The sequence below is a fragment of the Vibrio sp. OY15 genome, from assembly GCF_000742455.1.
In the GTDB taxonomy this organism is placed as follows: domain Bacteria; phylum Pseudomonadota; class Gammaproteobacteria; order Enterobacterales; family Vibrionaceae; genus Vibrio; species Vibrio alginolyticus.
The window spans coordinates 1-24,748 of sequence record NZ_JPIL01000022.1 but is presented as its reverse complement, the minus strand read 5'-3'; the positions used below and the strand labels follow the sequence as shown (position 1 = coordinate 24,748).

Sequence of the window (24,748 nt, the reverse complement as noted above, 5' to 3'; positions counted from 1 at the left end):
CAGCAAAATAAGAATAAATGGAGTTATCATGAACCTTATATTAATCCTGCTTGGGGTGATCGCATTTATTGTGCTCACGACCACCAAATTCAAATTACATCCCTTTTTAGCGCTGATCATCGCGGCGTTCCTTGCGGCATTTGCTTACGGCTTACCGGCAGATAGCATTGCCAAAACCATTGCTTCTGGCTTTGGCGGCATCCTTGGTTACATTGGTTTGGTTATCGTTTTAGGTACCATCATTGGTGTTATTTTGGAAAAAAGTGGTGCGGCGATCACCATGGCCGATACGGTCATCAAAGTGTTGGGTGAGCGTTTCCCTACATTGACCATGAGTATCATCGGTTACATCGTTTCTGTTCCAGTATTTTGTGATTCAGGCTTTGTCATTCTGAACTCGCTCAAAGAATCACTCGCGAAGCGTTTAAAAACCTCAAGCGTTGCGATGAGTGTGGCGTTGGCAACTGGCCTATACGCAACGCACACGTTTGTGCCGCCAACTCCTGGCCCGATTGCCGCTGCGGGTAACTTAGGCCTGGAATCTAACCTTGGTTTAGTGATTGGTGTGGGTGTGTTTGTTGCAGCGGTTGCGGCGTTAGCGGGGATGTTGTGGGCGAACCGATTTCAACATGTTGAACCAGATGGCATTGAAGCCGCAGAAGAAATTCAGCAAGACTGGCAAGCACTCAAAGCGTCTTACGGCAAATTGCCAACGGCGAGCCAAGCATTCGCTCCTATTTTTGTTCCTATCTTATTGATCTGTTTTGGCTCTATCGCGAAATTCCCAAGCCTACCGCTGGGCGAAGGTTTTGTGTTTGATGTTCTGACTTTCTTAGGACAGCCACTAACGGCATTGGTGATTGGCCTGTTCCTTTCTGTTCGCCTACTCAAGTCAGACAACAAGATTGAAGAATTTGGCGAGCGAATCAGCCAAGGTATTACGGCTGCTGCGCCTATTCTTTTGATTACCGGTGCGGGTGGTGCTTTTGGCGCGGTATTAAAAGCAACGCCGCTAGGTGAATACTTAGGTACGACGCTATCGGCGCTGGGCGTGGGTATTTTCATGCCATTTATCGTTGCGGCTGCGCTAAAGTCGGCGCAAGGTTCATCAACGGTTGCATTGGTGACCACATCGGCTTTGGTTGCGCCTATGCTCACGCAATTGGGGCTCGATTCAGAAATGGGCCGCGTATTAACGGTGATGGCGATCGGTGCAGGTGCGATGACGGTCTCTCATGCAAACGACAGTTTCTTCTGGGTAGTTTCGCAGTTTAGCCGCATGTCGGTGGGCTTAGCGTACCGCGCGCAAACCATGGCTACGCTCGTTCAAGGTGTCACGGCAATGGCATTGGTGTACATTTTGAGCCTCGTTCTCTTATAAGTCTCTGGAAATACGTATGAAAGTGGTAATTGCACCTGATTCATTTAAAGAAAGCTTAACCGCCAAACAAGTGAGCGAGGCGATCAAAACGGGTCTTGCTCGCGTATGGCATAATGCTGAGTTTGTTACGGTTCCGGTCGCAGACGGTGGCGAAGGCACGGTTCAATCTTTGATAGATGCAACTCAAGGCGAACAAGTCTTCACAACGGTGACCGCGCCATTAGGGAATGATGTTGAAGCGTTTTATGGCATCCTCGGCGACGGCGAAACCGCGGTTATTGAAATGGCGGAGGCCAGTGGGTTGCACCTTGTGCCGAGTGACGCTCGCGACCCAAAACTGACCAGTAGCATTGGTACTGGACAGCTGATCAAACACGCGCTAGATAGAGGTATTCAACGCTTAATCATTGGTTTGGGCGGCAGCGCTACCAATGATGGTGGCGTGGGCATGTTGACCGCGTTGGGGGTGGCGTTTCTTGATGAGTCTGGTCATGCAATTACCCCAAATGGAGGCGGGTTAGCGGCGCTTGCGTCCATCGATATTTCTGGTCTTGACCCTCGTTTAGCAACTTGCGAAGTGTTGGTAGCGTGCGATGTTGATAACCCACTCTGTGGTGACAAAGGCGCGTCGGCTATCTTTGGCCCGCAAAAGGGAGCGACCGTATCAGACGTCACTCTGCTCGATAACGCGTTGCGCAAGTTTGGCGAGTTGACGGAACAAGCGACGGGTAAGCATGTACTGACTCGTGAAGGGGCGGGTGCTGCTGGTGGTATGGGCGCGGCCTTGCTCGGGTACACGCCAGCACGTTTGCAACCGGGAATTGAGATTGTGCTTGAAACGGTCAAACTTGCTCAGCATGTTGCGGATGCGGATATCGTATTTACAGGCGAGGGTCGAATCGATCATCAAACCGCACATGGCAAAACGCCGATGGGCGTTGCTCAGGTCGCCAAGCAGTGTAATTTACCAGTCATTGCATTAGCAGGCTGTGTGGGCGACAACTATCAGGCGGTTTATGAGTGCGGCATTGATGCGGTGTTTGCTTGTGTACCAAGGGCGATGAGCTTACCTGAGGCCATGAAAGAGGCCGACGTCAACGTTGCTAACTTAGCCGAAAACGTCGCGAGAATGTGGCAAATTAAGTCGCACTGAAGGCGATGACGATATGAAAAACTCCACCTTTGCGTGGAGTTTTTTGTTGTTACGTGTTTGCGTGTGTAGGCATAAGTTCATTTAGCAAGAGCGAGTTAACAGGCATGCTTTGCTATCAATTTTGCCAGTGTTTGCATCGCTTGACTCCAATCGGTTTCATGACCAAAGTTTGCCACGCTGAGGCGTACGCAATGCCGATATTGCCCTTGAGTGCCAAATACGGTGCCGGGAAGTAGGCTGATTCTGTGCTTATTGCATGCTTGATACAACGCATAGCTGTCCGTGTCTTCGGGCAGTCGCAACCAAAGTAAGAACGAGCCTTGTACGGCGTTGATCTGGTATCGATTTTTTAGAGGTTCGTATTCATCCAAGTATTGATGAAGCATCTGGATAAATCGTCGCATGTTGTTTTGATAAACCCGACCCATTCGCGCAGTATGCGTTCGATACTTGCCTGACGTTAGAAACGTTGCCACGGCGGATTGCATCAGGTTCAAACTGCCCATGTTCTCACACAGTAGATATTGCTCAATTTGATCTCGATATCGCCCCGCCAACATCCAACCAATTCTCAAACGCGAATCGAGCGTTTTGGATAACGAATTTACGTAAATTACGCGTTGCTTGTCATCGAGCAATCTCAAGCTTGGCAACGGCTTATCATAACTTAACCCGCCAAACACATCGTCTTCGATAATAGGAATATTGCCGGACGCCAATAGTAATTGTTGACGCTTTTCTAGCGGCATCATAGCACCAGTAGGGTTGGTGAAGTTTGGTGTTACGATGATCGCTTTTATGTCCCATGTCGCCATTGCTTTTGCTAAGGCTTCGGGGCACATACCGTCTCGTGGGCAACTCGGGATCTCCACCACTTTGAGGCCGAGTGATTCGAGCATCAATAAGTTGCCAAAATAACAAGGAGACTCCACCGCGACGATATCGCCTTTTTGTGTCGTTGCGCGCAGCGCTAGGCTTATTGCTTGTTGCGCGCCGTGCGTCACCATGATTTCATCCAATTTGGCTGGCGTGCCCAAATCTTGCGTGATTTTCGCCAGTTGTTTAATTAAGAGGTGATCACCGGGTGGCAACTGGTAATGGCTCGGTACATGCGTTTGCTGGCGGCTGTGACGGCCAATCTCGGCGTACAAGCTTTTGATCGCGGGGGAATCAATGTTTGGGTGGGCAGAGCCAGCGGGCAAACGCTCTTGGTATTCAGGGTACGTGAGGATTTCTTTACAGATCGAGAGCAAATCCACACGAGTCGGATCCGGAATTGAGCGAGAGGTCGGCAAGGCGATTTTCACTCGATAACCCGATTTGGGAACCGAGTACACCAAGTTTTGCGCTTCCAGCTCTTGATATGCACGAATCACGGTGTTTTTGCTGACGTTTAACTCTTGGCTCAATGAGCGAATGGAGGGCAGTCGATCATCCGCTTGATAAACGCCACCATTGATGGCTTGTTTGAGGTGTTTTTCCACCACGAGGTACTTATTCCCTTCACCGCTTCCCAATAAATCTGTACCCATAAAAACACTTCCATCTGTCACTTTTTGAAAACACTGTACCTAATTACATTAGCAGCATCTCAAAACATAAAACAAGCGTGAGTGAGGCGAACATGTTAATCCGAGCCATCCCTTTTGTATTTGTCATCCTTTGGGCTTCTGGATTTGTTGGTGCGCGTTTTGGTTTGCAATATGCCGAGCCAGCGACACTACTTTCTATCCGTATGGCATTCAATGTCTTACTGTTTTTGGTTCTTGTGGCGGTATTGCGTAGAAGGTTGCCGACAGGAAAAGATTTTTGGCACAGCTGCGTGGTTGGGGCGTTAATCCACGGTTTCTATCTGGGCGGTACTTATTTCGCTATCGCTTTGGGTATGCCTGCGGGGTTGAGTTCGTTGCTGGTGGGCATTCAGCCGATTTTAACCGCGGCTTTGCTGGTGGCGTTTGTTCGTGAGGAATTTAAACCCTCGCAATGGCTGGGTTTGGCTCTTGGTTTTGTCGGTATCGCTATGGTGTTGATGGGCAAAATGGAGTGGCAATCCGAGCAGCACAAAGTGTTGGCCATTGGTTTGTGTTTATTGGCTTTGGTTGGTATCACGCTAGGGACGCTGTATCAGAAAAAACATTGCCAACAAGTGGATATGGTTGGTGGTGCGACAGTGCAATATTTAGCCGCGCTCATCATGTTTCTGCCTGTTGCGATGCAGTTTGAAACCATGCAAGTGCAATGGGAACTGGAGTTTATTTTGACCGTGTTGTGGTTGGTCGTCGTGCTCTCTTGTGTGGCGATTCTATTGTTGCTGTACATGGTGAGAAATGGGGCGTCTTCGAGTGTGGCGTCTGTGTTTTACCTAGTGCCGCCAACGACGGCGATTCAAGCTTGGCTCGCGTTTGGAGAGTCGTTTGATTGGATGGGCATTTCTGGCTTTGTCCTAGCAGCTACGGCGGTGTATTTGGTGGTTAAAAAACCAGATCTGACGATAAAAAAGGCTATCAAAACGGAATATACCTAAATTAGGTAGGGACATTCACGTGCCAGTGAGTACAATTCTGCCTCATCTTAATCCGTGGAGCAGAGTGATGACGGCAAAGCCAGACCGAATGACCGCGATGCGTAATATCATCGACCAAGTAAAAGCTGAACTACCGATTTACGAACCGGAAACCTTTGTGTGTGGGCCGGAAGGGCAGTGCATCGGTTGTCCGAAGAAGTTACTGGAAATGGTGGATTCAGAGCTGAGCTATTGGGAATCGGCTATGGAGCGCGGCATTGTTCCGCAATTCGATGAGATTCGTCGTTTTGGCAAAATGTGCACGAATGTTCGTCGTGGTCTGGTGCGAAATAATGTGCCTTTACTCAATAGCTAGAGAGTGAAAACCGTCTAATATCTGATACATAGCGTCGTTTTGTTGCACTGCTCTTTGGCTACTGTTCTCAAGTTTGAGTGGTGTTTGTCTCTTCTTACCCCTTGGGCCTTTAATCGTAAGAAATTGGCGATATATTGGCTCGGTCTCACATGGATGTGGGGCTATTGTCTTGGGCTAGTTGAGATAGGAAACGTGAAATCAAAGGGATTTACGCTGATGGAAATCACCATAGTGCTCACCACTTTGGCTTTCATCGCATTAGCTGCTTTACCAGTACTACTCGATATTCATCGCCAAGCATACGCTGCGATGCTGCACAGTTCTCAGTCTTCTTTAGGTACGGCTCTCAAATTCTTCCATGCTCAATCTGTGATTGATAACGCTTACGACCAAGAGCACGTTCACTACATTGACCGACAAGTCAAAACACGCAAAGGCATGCCAGAAGCCAGCGCCGACAGTATTCGTGCTTTATTAGAAATAGACCTGCCTGCCAGAGGCTACTCGAAAATTGACGTGCCGTGCAAAGGCAGTGATTTTTGCATCATCGGTCAGCAGCACCCAAACAGCGCTCATTTTGTCGCGATTCCTGATTATCAGTTCTTAGATAAATCGGGCGTTGATCGCGTGGTGTACATTTGGCCGCAAGGTTACACACTGGCAGAAGAGGCATGCTATTTCTACTACGTGAATCAAGCCTCTAACGATTCAATTGTTCGAGGGTATGTGACGCAAGGGTGTTAATCCCGAATAAGTGTTGCGAACAACGGTTATCGTGACTCTACAAATCGGGGTTTTTCGAAGGGCTTTGCGCTTTATACAATACCATTTTTTGACTCATCAAGACTTTACCATTTGGCAAGGTCACTTCCCCAAGTTCCCCCTGATGTTCAAATCCAAACCGTTCATACAAAGCAATCGCTGGTGTGTTGGTTGTGTATACGTAGAGTGCGATTTGGTCGTAACCAAATTCCCAACCACGTGCGATCGCGACTGCCAATAGTTTCCGCCCCAATCCTTTGCCTCGGTAGTTTTTGTCGATGTGAATACCAAGAATACCGACGCGAAGGCGTTGCCCTCTTTCGTAACCGCACATCTCAGCTGGGTAGATTTCAACACTACCGATAAGTTTTTGGCGGTCAAACGCGACAAACTGAGGGATGGACTCGTTTTCCACACGTTGCAGGATTCTGCGAAGCGTTGCGTTATCGGGTGCGGGAGAAATCAAAAATTCCCCTTCGGAGTACACTCGATTCCACAGCGCGGTGAAGCGCGCGATATCGCTCACCTTGATGGATCTGATTTGCATTCATCTTCCTTGATTAGTGCAGGTTAGTAACGGTTAGGGGATAAGCTCAGATAAACAACGAATTTGGTTAGGAATGGCTTCGGCTGGTGCATCAGCGCCCGTTGGGTTAAACCAAATTGTGTTTACGCCCGCTTTCATCGCAGGGTAAATATCTTTGTGAGGTAAATCGCCAACCATGGTTATTCCACTCACGTTAACCCCTAACTGTTTTGCGATGGCGAGATAAAACTCAGGTAGGTTTTTAGCGATACCGAGGTTGGCAAAACAAAAATAGCCATTTAAGTATTGGTCTAAGTCGACGCGAACAAATGCACGCTGAACCTCTTCCATGTTGGAATCAGATGCACTGGTCGCAATGTAGATGGGATGATTTTGGGAAAGTATTGCCAGTGTTTCTCTGGCTTGAGGAACAGCTTCTACGTGTTCCCAATCGCACATTTTTCCTTGTGCGTGAGGGAAATCTACCATCAAGGTGTTCCCCCAATCGAAAAGATAAATCATGTTCGAATCTCCTTATCCGCACATCATATCGTCTTTTTCTAAAATCAGGGGGGTAAATTGCATCGATAAATGCGATTTAGGTGGGTTTAGTCGTGAAAAGCGCTTAATTGTCGTTATCGTTACAAATGTTTCAGCATAATGCGTGAGTTAGTTTTAAAACCTTGATTATCGTAAAAGCGCTGTGCTGGCTGATTGAATTCCATCACTTCCAATCGAACTTGTGTGGCATTGGCATCGCGCGCCCATTGCTCACAGGTTTGGAGCAGTTGGCGGCCGATTCCTTGCTGCTTTTGCGCTTCATCGACAACAATTGTTCCCACGCGACAAATTGGGTCTTTGATCAGAAAACTGACGGTGTCGTTTTGGGTGATCATCGCGGTTAAGAAGCCGAGAATTTGCTGTTCGCGTTCGGCAATCAAAAAGAGTCGCTCTTTGTTCTCTAGTGCTTGTGCAAGAAATTCGCGGTCAGCTTCTGAAGGCGCAACAAAGGCTTCTGGCGCATTTGCAAAATGCAGTGAATTAATTTGAAAATTAAGCTGAAAAATTTCGTCTAAATCATCGGGAATCGCTTGTCGGATATGGACTTGCATTCTATCTGCCCCCTGCAATATCGATAAATGATCCTGTGACATAAGAGGCTTCGTCACTTAATAGCCAAGCGATCGCATTTGCCACTTCTTCTACCGTGCCACCGCGTTTAAGAGGAATTTGAGGGCTGAGTCTATCTACTCGGTTTGGTTCTCCGCCGTCGGCATGCATATCAGTGTAAATGAAACCAGGTCGAACGCCATTGACGCGAATATTGCGCTCTGCCAACTCTAGCGAGAGCCCTTTAGTTAAGGTATCCATCGCGCCTTTTGATGTGGCGTAATCGACATACTCAAATGGCGCGCCTGAGCGCGATGCTCCAGAGGAGACATTCACAATTGCACCGCCTGCACTGAATCGCCTCGCCGCTTCTCGACAGCAGAGAAAACAGCTATTCACATTGGTGTTCATTACTTTCTGAAAGCGTTCCAAGCTGATTTCTGACAAAGGCGATTGAGTAAATAGGATGCCAACGTTGTTGACCAAGTGCGTCACTGCACCAAATTCACGTTCTGTTTCATCAAACAAGGAGAGCACTTGCTTCTCATCGGCTACGTCTGCGGCGATGGCAATCGCTTTTCCACCGTTTGCTTGTATTTCTGCCACAACTTGGTCGGCGGCCTCTTGCTGAGTGCGGTAATTAACGCAAACGCGATAGCCTTGCTCGGCCAGCTTTTTTGCCGCTGCGGCTCCAATGCCTCGGCTTGCGCCGGTAATGATGACTACTTTATTCAAAATACGTCCTTATTTATGTAGTGAGTAGATTTTATCGGCGTAGGGTTTGCCACCAATTTGGTATGCGTCTGGAATGACCTCAATGAGTTCGAAACCACATTTTATCAGGACACGCTCTGATGCAATATTGCCTTCAGTGACCGTCGCGGAAAAGTGGTTGATGTTATGTGTCGAGGTTGCCCAGTATAGAAGCGCTTGAAGAGTTTCTGTTCCAAACTGTTGGCCATGAAATTCCGGCAAAAGTAAGTAACCTACCTCTGCCTTACCGTTTTCAATAGCAAAGCCAGTGATGCCGATGGGTTGTTCAGATTGCTTATCGAGTATTACAAGGCAAAGCCAATGCTGGCAATTTGGGGTCCATGGTAATAATCGCGAAGCAAATTTTTCTCTTATTTCTGTTTCGCTGGGACGATCGAAACAGAGCGCAATAACCTCTTGTTCGGAAAGTAATCGTTGAAAGAGTTCCCAGTCACTGGCTTTGATGGGTCTTAATTGGCTTCTGTGCGTCTCGATATAAACTGACATGCGTGTCCTTACTGCATCAATGTGGAGATTCAGTCTCTCATCCTCTTATCTGTTTAATCAAATAGTTGCATTCATAAAAGTGATTTATGTGGTGAATAGTTGGCTGGGTAATGGATTATTGCCATATATTCATCTTTGAGATGCAAATAACAAAATTTCATACTTGAGGCATACAGAGCAACACGGAAATGATGTGGATCAAGAGAGGACTACCCATAAAGTAGTAATTTGCGACCTATAATTACATTTTATTTGGAAGTGTTGCTAATTATGTCAATAAAAAAACGATATGTTGCACTGCTGGTTGCTGCCGGCATTGGTGTGGGCTGGTTAACTTTGGGGGGGAGTGCGGCAGTAATGCATTACACCTCAGATACTGAATTTTGTCTCTCGTGCCACTCTATGGAAACCCCTTACAAAGAGTACCAAGGCTCAGTGCACTTCAGTAATGCGAAAGGCATTCGCGCGGAATGTTCTGACTGTCATATTCCTCAAGAACCAATGGATTACCTGATCACCAAAATTCGCGCGTCGAAAGACATCTACCATGAATTTGTGACAGGTAAGATCGACACGCCAGAGAAATATGAAGCACATCGTAAAGATATGGCTGAAACGGTATGGGCTCAGTTCCGTGAAAATGATTCAGCGACGTGTCGTTCGTGTCATGATTTCGATGCAATGGAAGAGTTTGAGCAATCACGTGATGCGGCGAAGATGCACGCTTACGCGAAAGCAAACGATCAAACGTGTATCGATTGTCATAAAGGTGTGGCGCACTTTGCACCAGAAGCAGAGCTAGACAGCAAGGCATTTGAAACGTTGATGAGCTTCACCACAAAAACATCACCTAATGCCAAGGTTGTTTACCCTGTGACTGAAATCGCAATGGGTGAGATGGGTAAAATTAACCCAACGACGAAGTTGGAAGTAATCAGCTCTAAAGGCGACAACCGCACTGTTAAGTTGAACGCATTCCAAATGAAAGGCGCAGAGCAAGTGCTTTACATGGGAGAAGGTCAACGTGCCATCGTTGCAACGCTAACAGAGCAAGGCCAACAAGCGCTTGAAACTGGTGAATTTGAGGCAGATGTTTACGGCAACGAATGGCGCGCGGTTTCTCTAACTGGCGCTATTGATTCTCCAGTTGTTGACACGCTTGAACCAGTATGGTCATACGCAGAAGAGTTGGACAACGTTTACTGTGCAACTTGTCACGCGAAAATTCCTTCAAATCACTTCACAGTGAATGCATGGGGACCGGTAGCGAAAAGTATGGGTGATCGAACTGATATTTCAGCCGAGAACCTAGAAATTCTAACCAAGTTCTTCCAGCACCACGCGAAAGATGTGGTTGGTCACTAACGATAAATAGAAGGATAAGATTATGACTAATATGACCCGTCGCGGATTTCTAAAAGGCACTGGTATGGCGGCTGGTGCAATGGCATTCACTTCATTTGCACCTATGTCTGTTGCTTCTTCTAATGCTCGCGGCAAAGGCATTCTAACGGCGGGCCGCATGGGCCCAATGCTGTGTGAAGTGCAAGACGGTAAGCTGGTTTCAACCACGAACGCATTGCCACAAACGGTACCAAACAGCCTACAAAGCACCGGTCCTGACCAAGTGCACACTAAAGCGCGTGTTAAGTACCCAATGGTTCGCAAAGGTTACTTGGCAAACCCATCGTCGCCAGAAGGTGTGCGCGGTAGTGATGAGTTTGTGCGTGTGTCTTGGGATGAGGCTTACAAGCTGATCCACGAACAGCACATGCGAATTCGCAAAGAATATGGCCCGGCTTCTGTGTTTGCTGGTTCTTACGGCTGGCGTTCAAGTGGCGTGCTGCACAAAGCACAAACCTTGCTGCAACGTTACATGAGCATGGCGGGCGGTTATTCAGGCCACTTGGGTGACTACTCAACGGGTGCTGCGCAGATCATCATGCCGCACGTTGTGGGCTCTATCGAAGTGTACGAGCAACAAACCACGTACCCAGTGGTACTAGAGCACAGTGATGTGGTTGTGCTTTGGGGCTTAAACCCAATCAACACCCTAAAAATCGCGTGGAGCTCAACAGACTGTGCTGGTCTTGAATTCTTCCATCAATTGAAAAAATCAGGCAAGACGATCATTGCGATTGACCCAATTCGTTCTGAAACCATCGAGTTCTTTGGCGAGAATGCGGAGTGGATTGCTCCTCACCCAATGACCGACGTGGCAATGATGATGGGTATCGCACACACCTTAGTGAAACAAGGTAAGCACGATAAAGCCTTCCTCGATAAATACACCGCAGGTTACGACAAGTTTGAAGCGTACCTGATGGGCGAAGAAGACGGCGTAGAAAAATCAGCAGAATGGGCATCACAAATCTGTGGCGTACCTGCGAAGCAACTTGAGCTACTGGCTGACATCTTCAGTAAAAACCGCACCATGCTGATGGCTGGTTGGGGCATGCAGCGCCAACAATACGGTGAGCAGCGTCACTGGATGCTGGTTACACTGGCAACAATGTTGGGTCAAATCGGTTTACCGGGCGGTGGTTTTGGTTTCTCTTACCACTACTCAAACGGTGGTAACCCTGCTCGTGATGCTGGCGTACTTCCTGCGATTTCGGCATCGCTGGGTGGCGGCTCTTCTGCGGGGAACGACTGGGCGGTGTCTGGCGCGGTGCAAAGCTTCCCTGTGGCGCGTATTGTCGAGGCGTTGGAAAACCCAGGTCAATCCTACCACCATAACGGTCATGAACTGACGTTCCCGGACATCAAGATGATTTGGTGGGCAGGTGGTGCGAACTTTACTCACCACCAAGATACCAACCGCTTGATTAAAGCATGGCAAAAGCCTGAACTGATCGTGATTTCAGAGCCTTACTGGACGGCGGCTGCGAAGCACGCGGACATTGTTCTGCCAATCACCACATCGTTCGAGCGTAACGACTTAACGATGACGGGTGACTACAGTAACCAACACTTGGTGCCAATGAAGCAAGTGGTTGAGCCGCAAGGTGAAGCGCGTAATGACTTCGATGTATTCGCGGACATGGCAGAGATGCTAGCTCCGGGTGGCCGTGACGTATACACCGAAGGCAAAACCGAAATGGAATGGCTGTACGGCTTCTACAAGGCGGCGCAACAAGGTGGCCGTGGCTCTCGCGTAGCAATGCCGAACTTCAGCAAGTTCTGGGAAGATAACCAACTGATCGAGATGAAGTGGAACGAGAAGAACGCACAGTTTGTTCGTTACGCAGATTTCCGTGAAGACCCGATCATGAATCCACTCGGTACACCAAGTGGTAAGATCGAAATCTTCTCGAAAACCATTGAAGGTTATCAGTTGGAAGACTGTCCTCCACATCCAACGTGGATGGCACCAACCGAGTACACGGGTACTGCGAAAGATGGCGAGTTGCAGCTAATGACCGCTCACGCAGCGCATCGTCTACACAGCCAATTCAACTACGCGAAGATTCGCGAAGAGTACGCAATTGCAAACCGTGAACCTATTTGGATTCACCCTGAAGATGCGAAAGCGCGTGGTATTAAAACGGGCGATCTAGTTCGTGCGTTTAACAACCGTGGCCAAGTATTGGTTGGTGCAGAAGTGACTGACCGAATCAAGCAAGGTTCAGTGTGTATTCATGAAGGCGGTTGGCCGGATTTGGATCCTAAAACCGGCATTTGTAAGAACGGCGGTTGTAACGTGTTAACGTTGGATATTCCGACCTCTCGACTTGCAAACGGCTGTGCGGCGAACTCGGCGCTGGTTCGTATTGAAAAATACACTGGCCCAGAATTAGAACTAACAGCGTTTGAACCACCAAGAAATGGTTAGAAAAAAGTAGCGTTTTAAAGCAAGAAGCCAGCGAATCGCTGGCTTCTTTTTTATCTAGTAATCGTTCACATTAGCGCGAAGCGAGAGAAACAAATGGCATCTGTTTCTTAATTTGAAATGTCGGGAGTAAAGTAAATACAATCGCGACAAACAAGACTGAGCCTATTAAATCTTCAGGGCGATGCATGCCCAGCCATAAGCGGCTATATGCGACGCTCATTCCCCACATCCACAATGACAGTGCAGAGATATAGCACTTGTTCTGTAAGAACAAACCACCAAAGAAAGCCAAACAAATCGAAACGAAAATCGTATGGCCGGATGGGAAAGAATAGTCTTTCTCGCCTTGCCAATGGCGCGTTCGCCTATCACTGACGTGTTCAGAAATCTGGTTAATTACGTTGGCTTGCTGCTTTGTATCCAACTGATAAAACGCGTCTGGGTGCTCAATCAATTGCTCTGCAGCAAGCAGTTCGGCGTAGGGACGCGGGCTTTCTGTCATCAGTTTTAGACCCGTTTTGCTGGCAAAACCAATCACCAGTAACAACCCTAACATTGAGAGTTTTTGCATCCACTCAATGCGACTTGGTTTAAAGCGAAATAAAGAAAGCAGTAGCAGTGTTAACGTAATTAAAAAGCCTTTGCTACCAGCAGAATCTGTGAGCAAAGTAAAAGTAATACCCAGACTTTCCGGCACCTGTGAAGTGAGATTGTGATAAGAGCCAAACAGCGACATTGGGATGATGCCAAGAACAAACAAGGCGAGCATCATCAATCCATATTTTTTGGTTTTCATTGAGAGCGTTTTGTTTTTATTGAGGGTTATTCAACCACGTGAAAATAAGGGGCTTATCTTACGTTATCTGGCGTGAAAAACTTATCAACGCTCTGTCAATTCGAGCGTGAAAGTGACATTGCAGCTCTTCGTTGTGAAAGGAGAGGTTGTTGAAAGTACTGAAAGGCAAACGCGCTCATCCATAAGCGCTTTGTTCAGGCGTGAGCAAGGTTAGCTCATCAACCCTAATAAATATTCCGATGCGGCTTTTGGATCTTCTGCGTGGCAAATCGCTGAAACCAAAGCTAAGCCATGAACACCAGTGGCGCTGAGTTGCGGAATGTTACTTTCGTTAATGCCGCCAATGGCAACAATCGGCAGTGAAGTCGTCTCTAACGCCATCTTCAAGCCATCAATAGCCCAGAACTTCTTGGTGTTGGTTTTGGTCGGCGTCGCGAAGATTGCGCTCAAGCCGATGTAATCAATCGGAAGAGAGTCCGCTTCTGCAAGCTGCTCTTCATTTTCGATGGATAAGCCGAGGATTTTGTTTGGTCCAATCAACTCACGAGCGATAGTTGCGGGCATGTCTGATTGCCCGAGGTGAACCCCATCGGCATCAACTGCCAGGGCAACATCAACGCGGTCATTGATGATCAAAGGCACATTGGTATCTTTAAGGATGTCTTTCACGGCTTGAGCACGTTCGATAAACGCACGCACATCGCCGTGTTTTTCGCGGACTTGTACCATGGTCACGCCACCTTCCACGGCTTTTCTCACAACACGCTTTAGTGTGGCTAAATCTTGTTGGTCATCGGTGACCAAATATAAACGATAGGCGTTCATTTTGTTTCCTTTGGGCCTCTCATCTACAGGGAGTGAGAGGCCGGTATTTGTTAGAGAAAGCTTAACTCACTTGGAGTTTTAGGCGTTTTGCCAGTGTTTCTTCATCCAGTTGGTAAAGCTCATCCAAAAGATGCATTTGCAGGCTACCTGGGCCGCGAGCTTGTTCCGCTGCTATCTCTCCAACAACGCCCAGTATCGCCGCAGCAGCAAGTCCGGAGTTATCACCAACAGCAGCGAAAGCGCCTGTTAGTGCCGTGAGTGTACAGCCCATTCCGGTTACGTATGGCATCATCTCGTGACCATTGTTTAGCTGCACAGTTTGCTCTTTCATGACGATGTAATCAGTCTCACCAGAAATCACTACGCTCGCGCCGTACTCTGAGACTAAGAAGTTTGCTGCGCCAAGTGCTGCGTCGCTGCTGTCTAGTGCATCGACGCCTTTGCTTTGTGCTTGCTCGCCAGCGAGAGCGATGATTTCTGAGGCGTTACCACGAATGATCAACTTGTCTGCAAGGCGTGCGATCTCACGTGATGTCTCGGTACGCAGTGAGCTTGCTCCACAACCGACGGGGTCGAGTACAACGATTTTGCCATTGGTATTGGCTTGCTCTACGGCATAGCTCATACGCGGTGTCCAAACGCTGTCTAGGGTACCGATGTTGATAACCAATGCGCCAGCGAACGACATCATCTCTGCCATTTCCTGCTTGGAGTGCGCCATGATTGGAGAAGCGCCGATGGCCAATAGTGCGTTTGCTGTGTTATTCATCACCACGTAGTTAGTGATGTTGACGACTAATGGCTTTTGCTGGCGTACTGCGGTTAATGCTTGGGTGATTTGTTCAATTAACATGAGACTCTCCGATTAATCTTGCTGAGCGTTTAGACCTTGTTGCCAGAATGCCACTTCCATACGCGTTGCAGTTTTGAATACCTGAATCAGGTTTTGACCACGCTGACTATTGATATCGATTTCCGCCAATAACTGATTAAAGTGTTCTGCACCTTTTGCGACACCAGATTGGAATTCCTCACCACCGTAGAGGTTGATCCAACTTGCGTATGGGTTACCTTCGATTACCGTGTTCTCATCTTCAATCAGCATCTTACCGATTACGGCATAACCGATAGAGCATGGTGCTAGTGCCGCGTATAGATCAACAAGGTCGCCCGTCATGCCAGCATCCAATACGTAGCGGGTATAAGCTACTGTCCCGAAATCCTCTGGCTCGTTTTCCAAGTCGGATTCTGTCAGTCCCCATTGCTCACAGTAAGTCACGTGGTGGGCAATTTCAGAATCGAGCAATGCATGTACGCTTGGTAAGGCACGGCGCATGTCATCCAAAGTACGTGCTTTGTAGATCGCTAATGCGTAGGCTCGTGCGTACTGTTTTAGGAAAAGAAAATCCTGCTTTAGGTAATGCAGAAAACAAGGCTGAGCCAGAGTGCCTTGCGCCAATTGCTGCACGAAAGCATGCTCAGTGTATTCTTGCCAATCTTGGCGGCAAGCGTCGATCAAATCTTGGTATTTCATTATGGGTATCTCGTTATCAAAAGACCCTAGGCTTAGAGCCCAAAGTCAGTAGAATTAGTCAAAGTTCGGTACGTAATCTTTCGCTTTTGGCAGTGTTTCGATGATTTTTTGTGAATACATGAATTGCGCATAATCATCGTAGCGTTTCAGATCTACTGCGGATGGACGAAGAGCAAAACGAGTTAGCGTGTCGTTCCAAGCGCGTTGGTTAAGCTCGTTGTTGAGCGTGTCTGGTGAATAAGCAACAAACTCTTTCCAAGATTCTTTTGGATGGTTAACGATGTAAGTGGTTGCTTGCTCTAGCGCTTTGTTGAATGCCTTGATGGCTTCTTTGTCGTAGGTTTTTGCATTGGCTACGAAGACTAACTCGTCATACGCTGGCACGCCGTGTTCTTCAGGGAAGAAGGCCTTAGCTTTATAACCTTCTAGTGCCAGTTGGTTGGTTTCGAAGTTACGTAGACCGCCCCAAATCGCATCCACCTTGCCAGACGCAAGAGACGAAGACAGCGCCCAACCTACGTTGATGATTTGTACGTCAGAAAACTTCACGTTTTCTTGCGCTAGCATGGTGCCGATTGTCGCTTCTTCGTTGCCTGCGATCGCAATACCGATCTTCTTGCCTTTCAAGTCGCCAAGGTTTTCATTCTTACCGTTATCCAGCACCATCAACGTGTTGAGTGGCGTAGCAATCAAAGTCGCAGAGCGGATTAGTGGCAAACCCGCCGCGACATCGATAGTTAGGCTTGGTTGGTAAGAAATCGCCATGTCGACTTTACCCGCCGCGACCAACTTAGGTGGCGTGCTTGGATCTGCCGGCTCTTGAATGTTGACCTTCAAACCTTGTTCTTTGAAGTAACCACGCTCTTTGGCAATCACGATAGGACCATGATTTGGGTTGACGAACCAATCCAACATCAGTGTCATCTCTTTTTCTGCTGCAAGCACATTGGTTGATACCACTGAAGCGAGTAGAGCAGCAGCGCTCATAAGTTTGTTTTTATTCACGGGGTTCTTCCTTTTCTTTCCCAATTTTCTTTGGTTATTTTCTGTAATTATTTGCTTTCCCAAGGGATGGCTTTTTTCAATAATTTATCGGTGATGAAGTAGAGTGAGATAGACAGCACGGCTAGGATAAACAGCGCCGCAAACATCTCATCAATGATCATGCGAGCATTAGCTTGGAGCATCAGATAACCCAAGCCTTCACTTGAACCTACCCACTCACCGACCACTGCTCCAATCGGCGCAATAACGACGGCAACACGAATGCCTGAGGCTAAAGTTGGTAGGGCGGCTGGCAATTGAATATGACGAAGTAACTGCCATTTAGACGCGCCCATGGTCTTGGCAAGGTCGAGGTAACCTGTTGGTGTATTACGTAAGCCGTCGTAGCAACATGTGGTGACGGGGAAAAAGATGATGATCGCCGCCATGACGACTTTCGATGCAATGCCGTAACCCAGCCAAAGCATGAGTACTGGCGCGATGGCGAACACAGGGATCGCTTGGCTAGCAATCAGAATGGGCAGTAACCAACGCTTCAGCGGTTCGAACATCAGCATTTGCAATGCGAACAGCAAACCCATTGATAATCCAAGCGCCAAACCAAGTAAAATCTCTTGCGCGGTAACCCAAGTATGTTTGAGCAAGACATCGTAACGAGTGACCAATCTATCCAGCACTTCAATTGGTGAAGGTAAGATGAAGCTTGGCATGTCGAATACCACAACAACCAACTGCCACAATCCCAAGATCACCGCTGTGCTAATGACCAAGCGCAGAGCCGGATGGGTCACGCGTTCTTTTTTACTAATGCGTGCCGAAACGGAGTTGTACTGAGTCATATCACTCATAGTCTTTCTCCAGTTGATCCAAAATCGCTTGTTGTAACGCCGCGCACTCTCCATCGAGAACTCGGGGCGGCTTGGAGTCTGGAACGACCAAGTGCTGAGCTTGCGCAGGTGTGCCTTGCAACACATAGAGTTGGTGAGCTAATCGCACCGCTTCTTGTGGGTCGTGGGTAATCAGAACAACCGTCTTATCTTTCAGCAATTCGGCAGACAAGGTTTGCAACTTATGACGAGTAACCGCGTCCAGTGCAGAGAAAGGCTCATCCATCAGAACTAGAGGCTTGTCTTGCATCAGAGTGCGAGCAAGGGCAACACGTTGTCTCATGCCGCCAGAGAGCTGAGCTGGCTTAGCATCCGCGTAATCGGCGAGTCCCACTTGGCTTAGTAAAGTCAGTGCACGTTGTCTATTTTGCTCTGGTGCTTGCACTTGAGAAAATCGAGAACTGAGGCAGACGTTGTCTAACACATTCAACCACGGTAGCAATAAATCCTGCTGAGCCATGTAAGCGATACGGTCATGCAGTGCAGCGCCATCCGTTGTGATGAGTTCGCCATGCCAGTCAACTTGGTCATCCAGTAGGCCAGCTAAGTAACGCAATATTGTGGTTTTCCCGCAGCCACTGCGACCAAGTAACACTGTCCATTGATTAGCAGGAATAGTCATACTCAACCCTGCTAGCGTTGGTGTTTGGCTGTCTTTGTATCGCAGACTAGCATCGGAAAGCTGAATGCCAATCGCGTTAGCGAACATAAGTATGACCCGCAAAAAAGTGGTTCACAGGGCCATGGCCTTTACCTACATCCAATTCATCAGCGTGTGCGATAGCTTGGCTGATGTACTGCTTACCCAGGTGCACCGCTTTGTGTAGGTTGTTGCCTTGGCCAAGATAAGACGCAATGGCGGAAGAAAGTGTACAGCCTGTGCCATGAGTGTTTTTGGTTGGAAATCGCTTGGCGCTAATTAACTCGGCACTGTCTTGCATGATAAGCAGATCGTTGCTGTTTTCATTTTCTTCAAGGTGACCGCCTTTGAGCAGAATAGCTTTGGCGCCAAGCGCACGAAGGTCGGTAATCATATCGTTCATTTCAGATTCTGATTGAGGCATTGGCTTACCCGTCAATGCTGCGCCTTCGGGTAGGTTAGGGGTAATGATGTCTGCGAGCGGAATCAATTCTTCTTTTAAAGTGCTGATTGCCGACTGTTCCAGTAATAGATCGCCGCTGGTGGCCACCATCACAGGGTCAATCACGAGGTGTTTTGGCTGGTATTGTTTAATTTTGTCTGCAACGACTTTGATGATGTTGGAATCTGCCAGCATGCCCACTTTGACTGCAACGATGTTGAGGTCGGTAAATACTGCATCAAGTTGGCTCTCTACATGGTCGAGAGGAATGGGGAAAATCGCAGAAACGCCTTGGGTATTTTGCGAAGTAATCGCCGTGATTACCGAGCAAGCAAAACTGCCGGTTGCGGACATCGCTTTGATGTCGGCTTGAATACCTGCACCGCCACCACTGTCTGAGCCCGCGATGGTCAATACGATAGGGGTAGGCAAGGCTGGCGTGTGATGTGAATGAGGTTGTGATTGCTGCGTCATGGTCGCTCCTACTACAAGACGTATAGGAACTGACTTTGACCGTTGCAGATAGATCGATTTTTCGATCGCTATCGCTTACCTAAGAGGGGCGACGAAAGGCAAAGTGTGCATAGTTCCCTACGTCAGTGCTAACTGAATCAGGTTCAACGGGTCTCGAATTTCGATCTCAGCCAACACTTGTCGTGTGGCCCCCCGACTATTTCGTTCGGATGATAGCAGGACCATTGCGGAAGGGATACGTTTTTTGAGCGTAATTATAATGAGTATTCAATTATGCGAGGTGAGTGATAAAGTAAGCACCTAAATGGTTTGCTGGGTGGAATTTACTAGTGCAACGCTCTGGTGAATGAGCAGAACCTGGAATATTTAATAAATAATCGTGGTCTCGTTAAGCAAGGATTAGCACAAAACAAGGTTAAAAAACTGTTAAAATTTAACGTGTTGCCAATTTAACTTTGTTGAACTTTTTCACAGTTAATTAGGAAGGCTAAGACGATCATCGAGCAAGGAGACTTCATGCTTAATTCTGTAACAGCGAAGTCAGTGATCGATCATGCGCTCTTTTTGGGGGCTGATTTCGCTGAACTATTCGTTGAACATCACCAAACCAACACTGTCCAGATCGCATCTGGTGAAGTGGATAAGGTTAACTCGGGTATCGATTTTGGTATCGGTATTCGTCTTTTTTTCGGTCATAAGGTGCTTTACGGTTACACCAACAGCACAGATGAAGCCGAACTAAAGCGCGTAACCTCGCTGCTTGCTGCAAAAGACAAGCGTGAGCAAATCGCGTCAGCGGGTTCTTTGAATTTGAACCGCTACCCAATCCAACATGGTTGCCGCATGCCGCTAGGTAAGGATGCTAACCTAGATTCAAAAATCGCGTTTCTATTGAAAGTTGACCAAGCCGCACGTGCTGAGAGTGAACATATCAGCCAGTTTATTGGCAGCGTTCTTCAGCGCGAGCAACAAGTGTCTATCTTCAACTCAGAAGGTCTACACGTTGACGATACTCGCCACTACATTCGTGTTGCTGGTAACACTGTCGCGCAAAAAGGTAATGAGCAGTCTTCTGGTATGGAAGGTCCTGGCGCTCTTGCTGGTTGGGAATTCAGTGAACAGCTTGATGCCAAAGAGCTAGGTCAAACTATCGCGCAGCAAGCGTTAGTAAAACTTGGCGCGGATGCTTGTCCATCGGGTGAAATGCCGGTGGTGATTGGTAACGGCTTTGGCGGCGTTATCTTCCATGAAGCATGTGGTCACTTGCTAGAAACCACTTCAGTTGCGAAGAAAGCATCAGTCTTCCACGACAAGATGGGCGAAATGGTTGCTCACACCGCAGTGAATGCAGTCGATGATGGCACCATGACCAACGAATGGGGCTCGATTCACATTGATGATGAAGGTATGAAGACTCAGCGCACTCAACTGATCAAAGACGGTAAGCTAACCAGCTTCATGGTCGATAAAATGGGTGGCATGAAGACAGGTTATGAGCCTACGGGTTCTGGTCGTCGTCAAAACTACAAGTTCGCACCAACCTCGCGCATGCGTAACACCTTTATCGAAGAGGGCGAGCATTCACTTAATGACATGCTTGCAGGCATTGAACGTGGTATCTATGCGAAGAAGATGGGCGGCGGCTCGGTTCAACCGGGTACGGGTGAGTTTAACTTTGCTGTTCGTGAAGCTTATCTCATTGAAAATGGCAAAATCACCAAGCCTCTGAAAACAGCAACGCTGATCAGCACGGGTCCAAAAGTGTTAAAAGAAATCAGCATGGTCGGCAAAGACATGGCGCTTGCGCCGGGCATGTGTGGTTCCGTAAGTGGTTCAGTGCCAACAACAGTCGGTCAGCCAACGCTGAAAGTCGATAACATTCTGGTAGGAGGCGGTAACTAATGAGCCAAGAACAACAACTTCTCAATGCGGTTGATTACGTCCTATCAGAAGCAAAACGCCAAGGTGCAGAAGCGGACGTCATTGTAAACCGCAACAGCAGCTTTTCTCTGAAAGCGAACCAAGGAAAGCTGGATGAGTACAAAGTAAGCTCAAGTCAAGTGCTGTGTGTTCGACTTATTAAAGATGCTCGTGTCGCGACAAGCTATTCTGAATCACTAGAGCAACCAAGCTTGGATTTAATGCTAACTAATGCACTGCAAAGCGCTCGTTTTTCCAAGCAAGATGAACATCAGACCATTAGTTGTGTGAACAGCCAAATCACGACTGACGTGGCTGAGATTGCTCAAGAAGACACAACTTCGGTTGATGAAAAAATTGAACTGTCTCTCGCACTTGAGCAAGGCGTAGTGGCTCTGCCTCACGCTTCTAGCGCACCTTACAATGGTTATAGCGATGGCGAAACACAACTGATCATTGCCAATACTCAAGGCACATTGTGTCAACACTTCGAGCGCTCGTTCACTTGTTACGCGTATACCTTGTTTGAAAAAGACGGCAAACAGTCAATGGCGGGTAGAATGTCACTTGGTCGCCGTTTTGATGAGTTGAATCCAGCTTACTGTATAGAAGGTGGCTACAACCTTGCTCGTGATCTTCTGGAAGGCGCTCCGGTTGCGACAGGTAACTACCCTGCTATTTTCCACATCAATGCGCTAGCAAGTTTATTCGGTGCTTTCGGCAGTGCTTTCTCTGGCGTAAGCGCGATGAAAGGCATTACGCCACTGGGTGACAAGCTTGGTCAACGTGTTGCGAGTGATTTAATTACCTTTACTGATACGGCTTACATGCCAAATGGTATGGCAATCGCGAGTTTTGATAGTGAAGGCTTCGCTACTCAAGATAATGTCATGATTGCTAATGGTGAGTTGAAAACCTTGCTACACAACAGCCAGACCGCAAGTTACTTGGGCGCAGTCTCGACAGCAAGTGCCGCTCGCGGTGCAAAATCGAGCCTAGACGTATCAGCGAATCACAAAGTGATTGCGACGGGTAACAGCAGTGCGTCAGAAGTAAAAGCGGGTGAGTACCTAGAGTTAGTCGAACTTCAAGGTGTCCATTCTGGTGCGGATGCAGTGAGTGGTGATTTCTCATTTGGCGCGAGTGGTTTCTTGTGCCGTGATGGTAAGCGCATTCAACCAGTTCGTGGGATCACGGTAGCGGGTAACTTCTACAATATGCTGCAAGAAGTTGAGGCAGTAGGTGATACTCAGCTAATTAACGATAGCCGAACTTTCTTCTCGCCAGACGTTCGTTTTGCTCGTTTGAGCATTGGTGGTAAGTAAACTTAGCATTACTATAGAAACAAAAAGAGGACTCAATAGAGTCCTCTTTCATTATCTAGCAACGTGTGCGCGAATAACTAGAATTCGCGTATGTCCAACTCATTGTGGATCAATACTACACACTGAGAAGCGAAAAGCATCTTAGGACCTAAGCTGATCTTCTCTGTGCCAAGGCGCTTTAAGCTGTTAAAAGACTTTTTCGGCATCGGTATATGGTCAGTTAGCAAGAAACATGGATTTTCACCAATTTCTGCATCACGAACAAATTCGCCTTTCTTATCCAGCATATATAGTTGGTGATCTTCTGCCAGTTCTTGTACTAGGCGTTCAAAGCTCACTGTACGAACGGTAATACCAGGTTCGACTTCACGAAGTTGCTCTTTACCCATACCAACCGAAGCATCCAAAGCGCGAGCCACTGCTGCAATCAAGGTTGACTCATGGAAGCCGCCAATGTTGGTGATGTCGTTGGAGCGAATAGTAATGGTGCGTGAGAAATCTTTTGTGCTTTCTAAAACCAAGTGAACAACCACATCTTCACGGTGTGATTGAGCAACGAACATCGTGTTCATCATGGTATGAGCAAGAATCTCTGTATGCGCTTCATTACCAACACCTTCTAACAGTGCTTTGCTGGTGGTTGGCGCCGCGCGAGCTCGTAAAACAAAAGAGCGCATGAATTTAGCCTCTATATAGGAAGAGTGAATGCGCGGAAGTATATACCCAAGCAGGGAAGGGATGCGAGTTTAATAGCAAATGTGAACTTACTTACAAAGCTTCGATTGTGGAGCTGGGTGTGCTGGCTAGAATAGGAGGCAACCCTGTTAGGAGTGGTATATGGAAATCAAACAGATAAATAAAGACATTTATAAAAAGAAAGTAAACCTTGTGATTGGCGGTTTTGTTGCGTTGCTCGCCATCTCCTCTCTTGCCTTTAGTACCTTGTTGATTGTTTTGTTTGGCAACACTGAAGTCGTACCAGAACAATCAACGGGCAATTTCCATTGGAATTTGATTGGTGTCGTTCTCGCAGTTGCAACTTCCCTCTCTTTATTGAATCAAATTAAAACTCGACCATACATGGAAGAAGTGCTGTACGTTTGGAAACTCAAGCAGCTGCACAACAAGATCTTTCGTAAACTAAAAAGCATTAAAGCAGCCGCGAACAATGGCGATGTAAAAGCGCTGACGATCCTTAAGTTCTACTATACGACTCAAAGTCAGGTGTTTGAGCTAGACAACAACACACTGACGATGAGCAGTGTAAATAAAGAATTGGAGGCTATCGAGCAAATCGAAGCGGCGCAATCAATGAGTCTCGATATCACAGGCTTTGAAGAGTCTTGGCTAGACACATATTGATTGCCTATTTGCTACTTGAAGTTAACAACTGAGTGCTAAAAATAAGCGTTTGAGTGAGATTTAATCATTCGACGCTTTTTTTTGATTTTTTTTCTGAAAAGGGGTTGCCAAGAAAAATCATCTCCCTATAATGCGCCTCCGTTGTCAGGGCAAAGCGGAAACGCAAAAGCGGTTGGCAAGAAGGCGAAAGAAAACTTCTAAAAATTAATTTAAAAAAGTGTTTGACACTGAAAATTAATTCCTTAGAATACGCCTCCGCTTCGATAGCAAAGCTTACGAAGCAAGCTCTTTAACAATATAGACCTATCAATCTGTGTGGGCACTCGTTGATGATAATCCAATTAGATATTTCTTTCTTAACGGAAAGCGGTATCAAATTAGGTTTCAATGAAACGAAGTGACCATTGAATCGAAAGATTCAGCACAGTCAATTCAAACATTACTTATGTAATGTTCAGTATTCATTGAGCCGAACAAAATCTTAAATTGAAGAGTTTGATCATGGCTCAGATTGAACGCTGGCGGCAGGCTTAACACATGCAAGTCGAGCGGAAACTAGTTATCTGAACCTTCGGGGAACGATAACGGCGTCGAGCGGCGGACGGGTGAGTAACTGTCACTTATATACATCT

The 24,748-nt window shown here is 47.4% G+C and carries 25 protein-coding genes, 1 rRNA gene and 1 riboswitch; of the genes, 11 read left to right on the top strand and 15 right to left on the bottom strand.

The features are described 5' to 3' along the window. Positions 1-28: 28 nt before the first annotated feature. Together IJ23_RS20315 and IJ23_RS20310 are read left to right on the top strand one after the other, a co-directional pair. Entirely contained in the window at positions 29-1,381 is a 1,353-nt protein-coding gene (locus IJ23_RS20315; RefSeq protein ID WP_017634362.1) for a GntP family permease, read from the top strand. Positions 1,382-1,397: 16 nt separating this feature from the next. Beyond that, the gene (locus tag IJ23_RS20310; protein ID WP_033907195.1) at positions 1,398-2,534 is read left to right on the top strand and encodes a glycerate kinase; all 1,137 of its coding nucleotides are present in this window, start codon (positions 1,398-1,400) and stop codon (positions 2,532-2,534) included. Between the two features lie 95 nt (positions 2,535-2,629). Here IJ23_RS20310 and IJ23_RS20305 read toward each other — a convergent pair whose 3' ends face one another. After that, positions 2,630-4,066: an aminotransferase-like domain-containing protein gene (locus tag IJ23_RS20305; RefSeq protein ID WP_033907194.1), complete on the bottom strand. Its 1,437-nt coding sequence runs from the start codon at positions 4,064-4,066 to the stop codon at positions 2,630-2,632. A 92-nt stretch (positions 4,067-4,158) separates the two neighbouring features. On the opposite strand from IJ23_RS20305, the gene IJ23_RS20300 reads away from it, so the two are divergent. The 3 genes from IJ23_RS20300 to IJ23_RS20290 all read left to right on the top strand — a co-directional run bounded on the left by IJ23_RS20300 (position 4,159) and on the right by IJ23_RS20290 (position 6,157). Further along, entirely contained in the window at positions 4,159-5,058 is a 900-nt protein-coding gene (locus tag IJ23_RS20300; RefSeq protein ID WP_025504708.1) for a DMT family transporter, read from the top strand. Between the two features lie 67 nt (positions 5,059-5,125). Further along, the gene (locus IJ23_RS20295; protein WP_005459922.1) at positions 5,126-5,413 is read left to right on the top strand and encodes a hypothetical protein; all 288 of its coding nucleotides are present in this window, start codon (positions 5,126-5,128) and stop codon (positions 5,411-5,413) included. Between the two features lie 153 nt (positions 5,414-5,566). After that, positions 5,567-6,157: a type II secretion system protein gene (locus tag IJ23_RS20290; protein ID WP_258516053.1), complete on the top strand. Its 591-nt coding sequence runs from the start codon at positions 5,567-5,569 to the stop codon at positions 6,155-6,157. Positions 6,158-6,194: 37 nt separating this feature from the next. Here the strand turns inward: IJ23_RS20290 and IJ23_RS20285 are convergent, their stop codons facing one another. The 5 genes from IJ23_RS20285 to IJ23_RS20265 form a co-directional block, all read right to left on the bottom strand. Beyond that, a complete protein-coding gene (locus IJ23_RS20285; protein ID WP_005374314.1) occupies positions 6,195-6,722 on the bottom strand; it encodes a GNAT family N-acetyltransferase in 528 nt (175 codons plus the stop codon). Between the two features lie 33 nt (positions 6,723-6,755). Then, the gene (locus tag IJ23_RS20280; protein WP_017821009.1) at positions 6,756-7,223 is read right to left on the bottom strand and encodes an HAD family hydrolase; all 468 of its coding nucleotides are present in this window, start codon (positions 7,221-7,223) and stop codon (positions 6,756-6,758) included. A 119-nt stretch (positions 7,224-7,342) separates the two neighbouring features. Next, positions 7,343-7,813 carry a GNAT family N-acetyltransferase gene (locus IJ23_RS20275; RefSeq protein ID WP_033907192.1) on the bottom strand — a complete coding sequence of 157 codons (471 nt, stop codon included), beginning with the start codon at positions 7,811-7,813 and terminating at the stop codon, positions 7,343-7,345. Between the two features lies 1 nt (position 7,814). Further along, entirely contained in the window at positions 7,815-8,546 is a 732-nt protein-coding gene (locus tag IJ23_RS20270) for a glucose 1-dehydrogenase (RefSeq protein WP_017821007.1), read from the bottom strand. A gap of 9 nt (positions 8,547-8,555) precedes the next feature. Next, on the bottom strand, positions 8,556-9,071 hold the full coding sequence (locus IJ23_RS20265) for a GNAT family N-acetyltransferase (protein WP_005374306.1): 516 nt from the start codon (positions 9,069-9,071) through the stop codon (positions 8,556-8,558). Between the two features lie 270 nt (positions 9,072-9,341). On the opposite strand from IJ23_RS20265, the gene IJ23_RS20260 reads away from it, so the two are divergent. Together IJ23_RS20260 and IJ23_RS20255 are read left to right on the top strand one after the other, a co-directional pair. Then, positions 9,342-10,436 (top strand): NapC/NirT family cytochrome c, encoded by a 1,095-nt coding sequence (locus tag IJ23_RS20260; protein WP_033907191.1) that lies wholly within the window; start codon positions 9,342-9,344, stop codon positions 10,434-10,436. A gap of 22 nt (positions 10,437-10,458) precedes the next feature. Then, positions 10,459-12,906, top strand: coding sequence for a trimethylamine-N-oxide reductase 2 (locus IJ23_RS20255; RefSeq protein WP_033907190.1), 2,448 nt, complete (start codon positions 10,459-10,461; stop codon positions 12,904-12,906). Between the two features lie 70 nt (positions 12,907-12,976). Here the strand turns inward: IJ23_RS20255 and IJ23_RS20250 are convergent, their stop codons facing one another. The 8 genes from IJ23_RS20250 to thiD all read right to left on the bottom strand — a co-directional run bounded on the left by IJ23_RS20250 (position 12,977) and on the right by thiD (position 19,509). Beyond that, positions 12,977-13,702 (bottom strand): phosphatase PAP2 family protein, encoded by a 726-nt coding sequence (locus IJ23_RS20250; RefSeq protein ID WP_033907189.1) that lies wholly within the window; start codon positions 13,700-13,702, stop codon positions 12,977-12,979. 210 nt (positions 13,703-13,912) lie between these two features. Beyond that, entirely contained in the window at positions 13,913-14,527 is a 615-nt protein-coding gene (gene thiE, locus IJ23_RS20245; RefSeq protein WP_033907188.1) for a thiamine phosphate synthase, read from the bottom strand. Between the two features lie 61 nt (positions 14,528-14,588). Beyond that, on the bottom strand, positions 14,589-15,380 hold the full coding sequence (gene thiM / locus IJ23_RS20240; RefSeq protein WP_033907187.1) for a hydroxyethylthiazole kinase: 792 nt from the start codon (positions 15,378-15,380) through the stop codon (positions 14,589-14,591). A 12-nt stretch (positions 15,381-15,392) separates the two neighbouring features. Further along, positions 15,393-16,061 carry a thiaminase II gene (gene tenA, locus IJ23_RS20235; protein ID WP_033907186.1) on the bottom strand — a complete coding sequence of 223 codons (669 nt, stop codon included), beginning with the start codon at positions 16,059-16,061 and terminating at the stop codon, positions 15,393-15,395. A 54-nt stretch (positions 16,062-16,115) separates the two neighbouring features. Then, on the bottom strand, positions 16,116-17,066 hold the full coding sequence (locus tag IJ23_RS20230; RefSeq protein ID WP_086027682.1) for an ABC transporter substrate-binding protein: 951 nt from the start codon (positions 17,064-17,066) through the stop codon (positions 16,116-16,118). A 47-nt stretch (positions 17,067-17,113) separates the two neighbouring features. Next, positions 17,114-17,914 carry an ABC transporter permease gene (locus IJ23_RS20225; protein WP_009706843.1) on the bottom strand — a complete coding sequence of 267 codons (801 nt, stop codon included), beginning with the start codon at positions 17,912-17,914 and terminating at the stop codon, positions 17,114-17,116. Further along, positions 17,907-18,662: an ABC transporter ATP-binding protein gene (locus tag IJ23_RS20220; RefSeq protein WP_033907185.1), complete on the bottom strand. Its 756-nt coding sequence runs from the start codon at positions 18,660-18,662 to the stop codon at positions 17,907-17,909. The genes IJ23_RS20225 and IJ23_RS20220 overlap by 8 nt, the downstream gene beginning before the upstream one ends. Beyond that, positions 18,652-19,509 (bottom strand): bifunctional hydroxymethylpyrimidine kinase/phosphomethylpyrimidine kinase, encoded by an 858-nt coding sequence (gene thiD, locus IJ23_RS20215; RefSeq protein ID WP_005383329.1) that lies wholly within the window; start codon positions 19,507-19,509, stop codon positions 18,652-18,654. The genes IJ23_RS20220 and thiD overlap by 11 nt, the downstream gene beginning before the upstream one ends. A 97-nt stretch (positions 19,510-19,606) precedes the next feature. Beyond that, a riboswitch (TPP riboswitch) is annotated at positions 19,607-19,714 on the bottom strand. A 311-nt stretch (positions 19,715-20,025) separates the two neighbouring features. On the opposite strand from thiD, the gene IJ23_RS20210 reads away from it, so the two are divergent. Together IJ23_RS20210 and IJ23_RS20205 are read left to right on the top strand one after the other, a co-directional pair. Further along, positions 20,026-21,411 (top strand): TldD/PmbA family protein, encoded by a 1,386-nt coding sequence (locus tag IJ23_RS20210; protein WP_017820998.1) that lies wholly within the window; start codon positions 20,026-20,028, stop codon positions 21,409-21,411. Beyond that, positions 21,411-22,754 (top strand): TldD/PmbA family protein, encoded by a 1,344-nt coding sequence (locus IJ23_RS20205; RefSeq protein ID WP_033907184.1) that lies wholly within the window; start codon positions 21,411-21,413, stop codon positions 22,752-22,754. Before IJ23_RS20210 ends, IJ23_RS20205 begins: the two co-directional genes overlap by 1 nt. A 77-nt stretch (positions 22,755-22,831) precedes the next feature. Here the strand turns inward: IJ23_RS20205 and trmY are convergent, their stop codons facing one another. Then, positions 22,832-23,431: a tRNA (pseudouridine(54)-N(1))-methyltransferase TrmY gene (gene trmY / locus IJ23_RS20200; protein ID WP_017634347.1), complete on the bottom strand. Its 600-nt coding sequence runs from the start codon at positions 23,429-23,431 to the stop codon at positions 22,832-22,834. Positions 23,432-23,591: 160 nt separating this feature from the next. Here trmY and IJ23_RS20195 point away from each other — a divergent pair, with 160 nt between their 5' ends. After that, entirely contained in the window at positions 23,592-24,116 is a 525-nt protein-coding gene (locus tag IJ23_RS20195) for a DUF3087 domain-containing protein (RefSeq protein ID WP_033907183.1), read from the top strand. Positions 24,117-24,599: 483 nt separating this feature from the next. After that, positions 24,600-24,748: ribosomal RNA gene (locus tag IJ23_RS25470) — 16S ribosomal RNA — on the top strand; the annotation flags it as partial.

Coding starts and splice junctions, on each gene's coding strand:
- IJ23_RS20315 (WP_017634362.1), top strand. CDS start 29: ATGAACCTTATATTAATCCTGCTTGGGGTGATCGCATTTATTGTGCTC.
- IJ23_RS20310 (WP_033907195.1), top strand. CDS start 1,398: ATGAAAGTGGTAATTGCACCTGATTCATTTAAAGAAAGCTTAACCGCC.
- IJ23_RS20305 (WP_033907194.1), bottom strand. CDS start 4,066: ATGGGTACAGATTTATTGGGAAGCGGTGAAGGGAATAAGTACCTCGTG.
- IJ23_RS20300 (WP_025504708.1), top strand. CDS start 4,159: ATGTTAATCCGAGCCATCCCTTTTGTATTTGTCATCCTTTGGGCTTCT.
- IJ23_RS20295 (WP_005459922.1), top strand. CDS start 5,126: ATGACGGCAAAGCCAGACCGAATGACCGCGATGCGTAATATCATCGAC.
- IJ23_RS20290 (WP_258516053.1), top strand. CDS start 5,567: ATGTGGGGCTATTGTCTTGGGCTAGTTGAGATAGGAAACGTGAAATCA.
- IJ23_RS20285 (WP_005374314.1), bottom strand. CDS start 6,722: ATGCAAATCAGATCCATCAAGGTGAGCGATATCGCGCGCTTCACCGCG.
- IJ23_RS20280 (WP_017821009.1), bottom strand. CDS start 7,223: ATGATTTATCTTTTCGATTGGGGGAACACCTTGATGGTAGATTTCCCT.
- IJ23_RS20275 (WP_033907192.1), bottom strand. CDS start 7,813: ATGCAAGTCCATATCCGACAAGCGATTCCCGATGATTTAGACGAAATT.
- IJ23_RS20265 (WP_005374306.1), bottom strand. CDS start 9,071: ATGTCAGTTTATATCGAGACGCACAGAAGCCAATTAAGACCCATCAAA.
- IJ23_RS20260 (WP_033907191.1), top strand. CDS start 9,342: ATGTCAATAAAAAAACGATATGTTGCACTGCTGGTTGCTGCCGGCATT.
- IJ23_RS20255 (WP_033907190.1), top strand. CDS start 10,459: ATGACTAATATGACCCGTCGCGGATTTCTAAAAGGCACTGGTATGGCG.
- IJ23_RS20250 (WP_033907189.1), bottom strand. CDS start 13,702: ATGAAAACCAAAAAATATGGATTGATGATGCTCGCCTTGTTTGTTCTT.
- thiE (WP_033907188.1), bottom strand. CDS start 14,527: ATGAACGCCTATCGTTTATATTTGGTCACCGATGACCAACAAGATTTA.
- thiM (WP_033907187.1), bottom strand. CDS start 15,380: ATGTTAATTGAACAAATCACCCAAGCATTAACCGCAGTACGCCAGCAA.
- tenA (WP_033907186.1), bottom strand. CDS start 16,061: ATGAAATACCAAGATTTGATCGACGCTTGCCGCCAAGATTGGCAAGAA.
- IJ23_RS20225 (WP_009706843.1), bottom strand. CDS start 17,914: ATGAGTGATATGACTCAGTACAACTCCGTTTCGGCACGCATTAGTAAA.
- IJ23_RS20220 (WP_033907185.1), bottom strand. CDS start 18,662: ATGTTCGCTAACGCGATTGGCATTCAGCTTTCCGATGCTAGTCTGCGA.
- thiD (WP_005383329.1), bottom strand. CDS start 19,509: ATGACGCAGCAATCACAACCTCATTCACATCACACGCCAGCCTTGCCT.
- IJ23_RS20210 (WP_017820998.1), top strand. CDS start 20,026: ATGCTTAATTCTGTAACAGCGAAGTCAGTGATCGATCATGCGCTCTTT.
- IJ23_RS20205 (WP_033907184.1), top strand. CDS start 21,411: ATGAGCCAAGAACAACAACTTCTCAATGCGGTTGATTACGTCCTATCA.
- trmY (WP_017634347.1), bottom strand. CDS start 23,431: ATGCGCTCTTTTGTTTTACGAGCTCGCGCGGCGCCAACCACCAGCAAA.
- IJ23_RS20195 (WP_033907183.1), top strand. CDS start 23,592: ATGGAAATCAAACAGATAAATAAAGACATTTATAAAAAGAAAGTAAAC.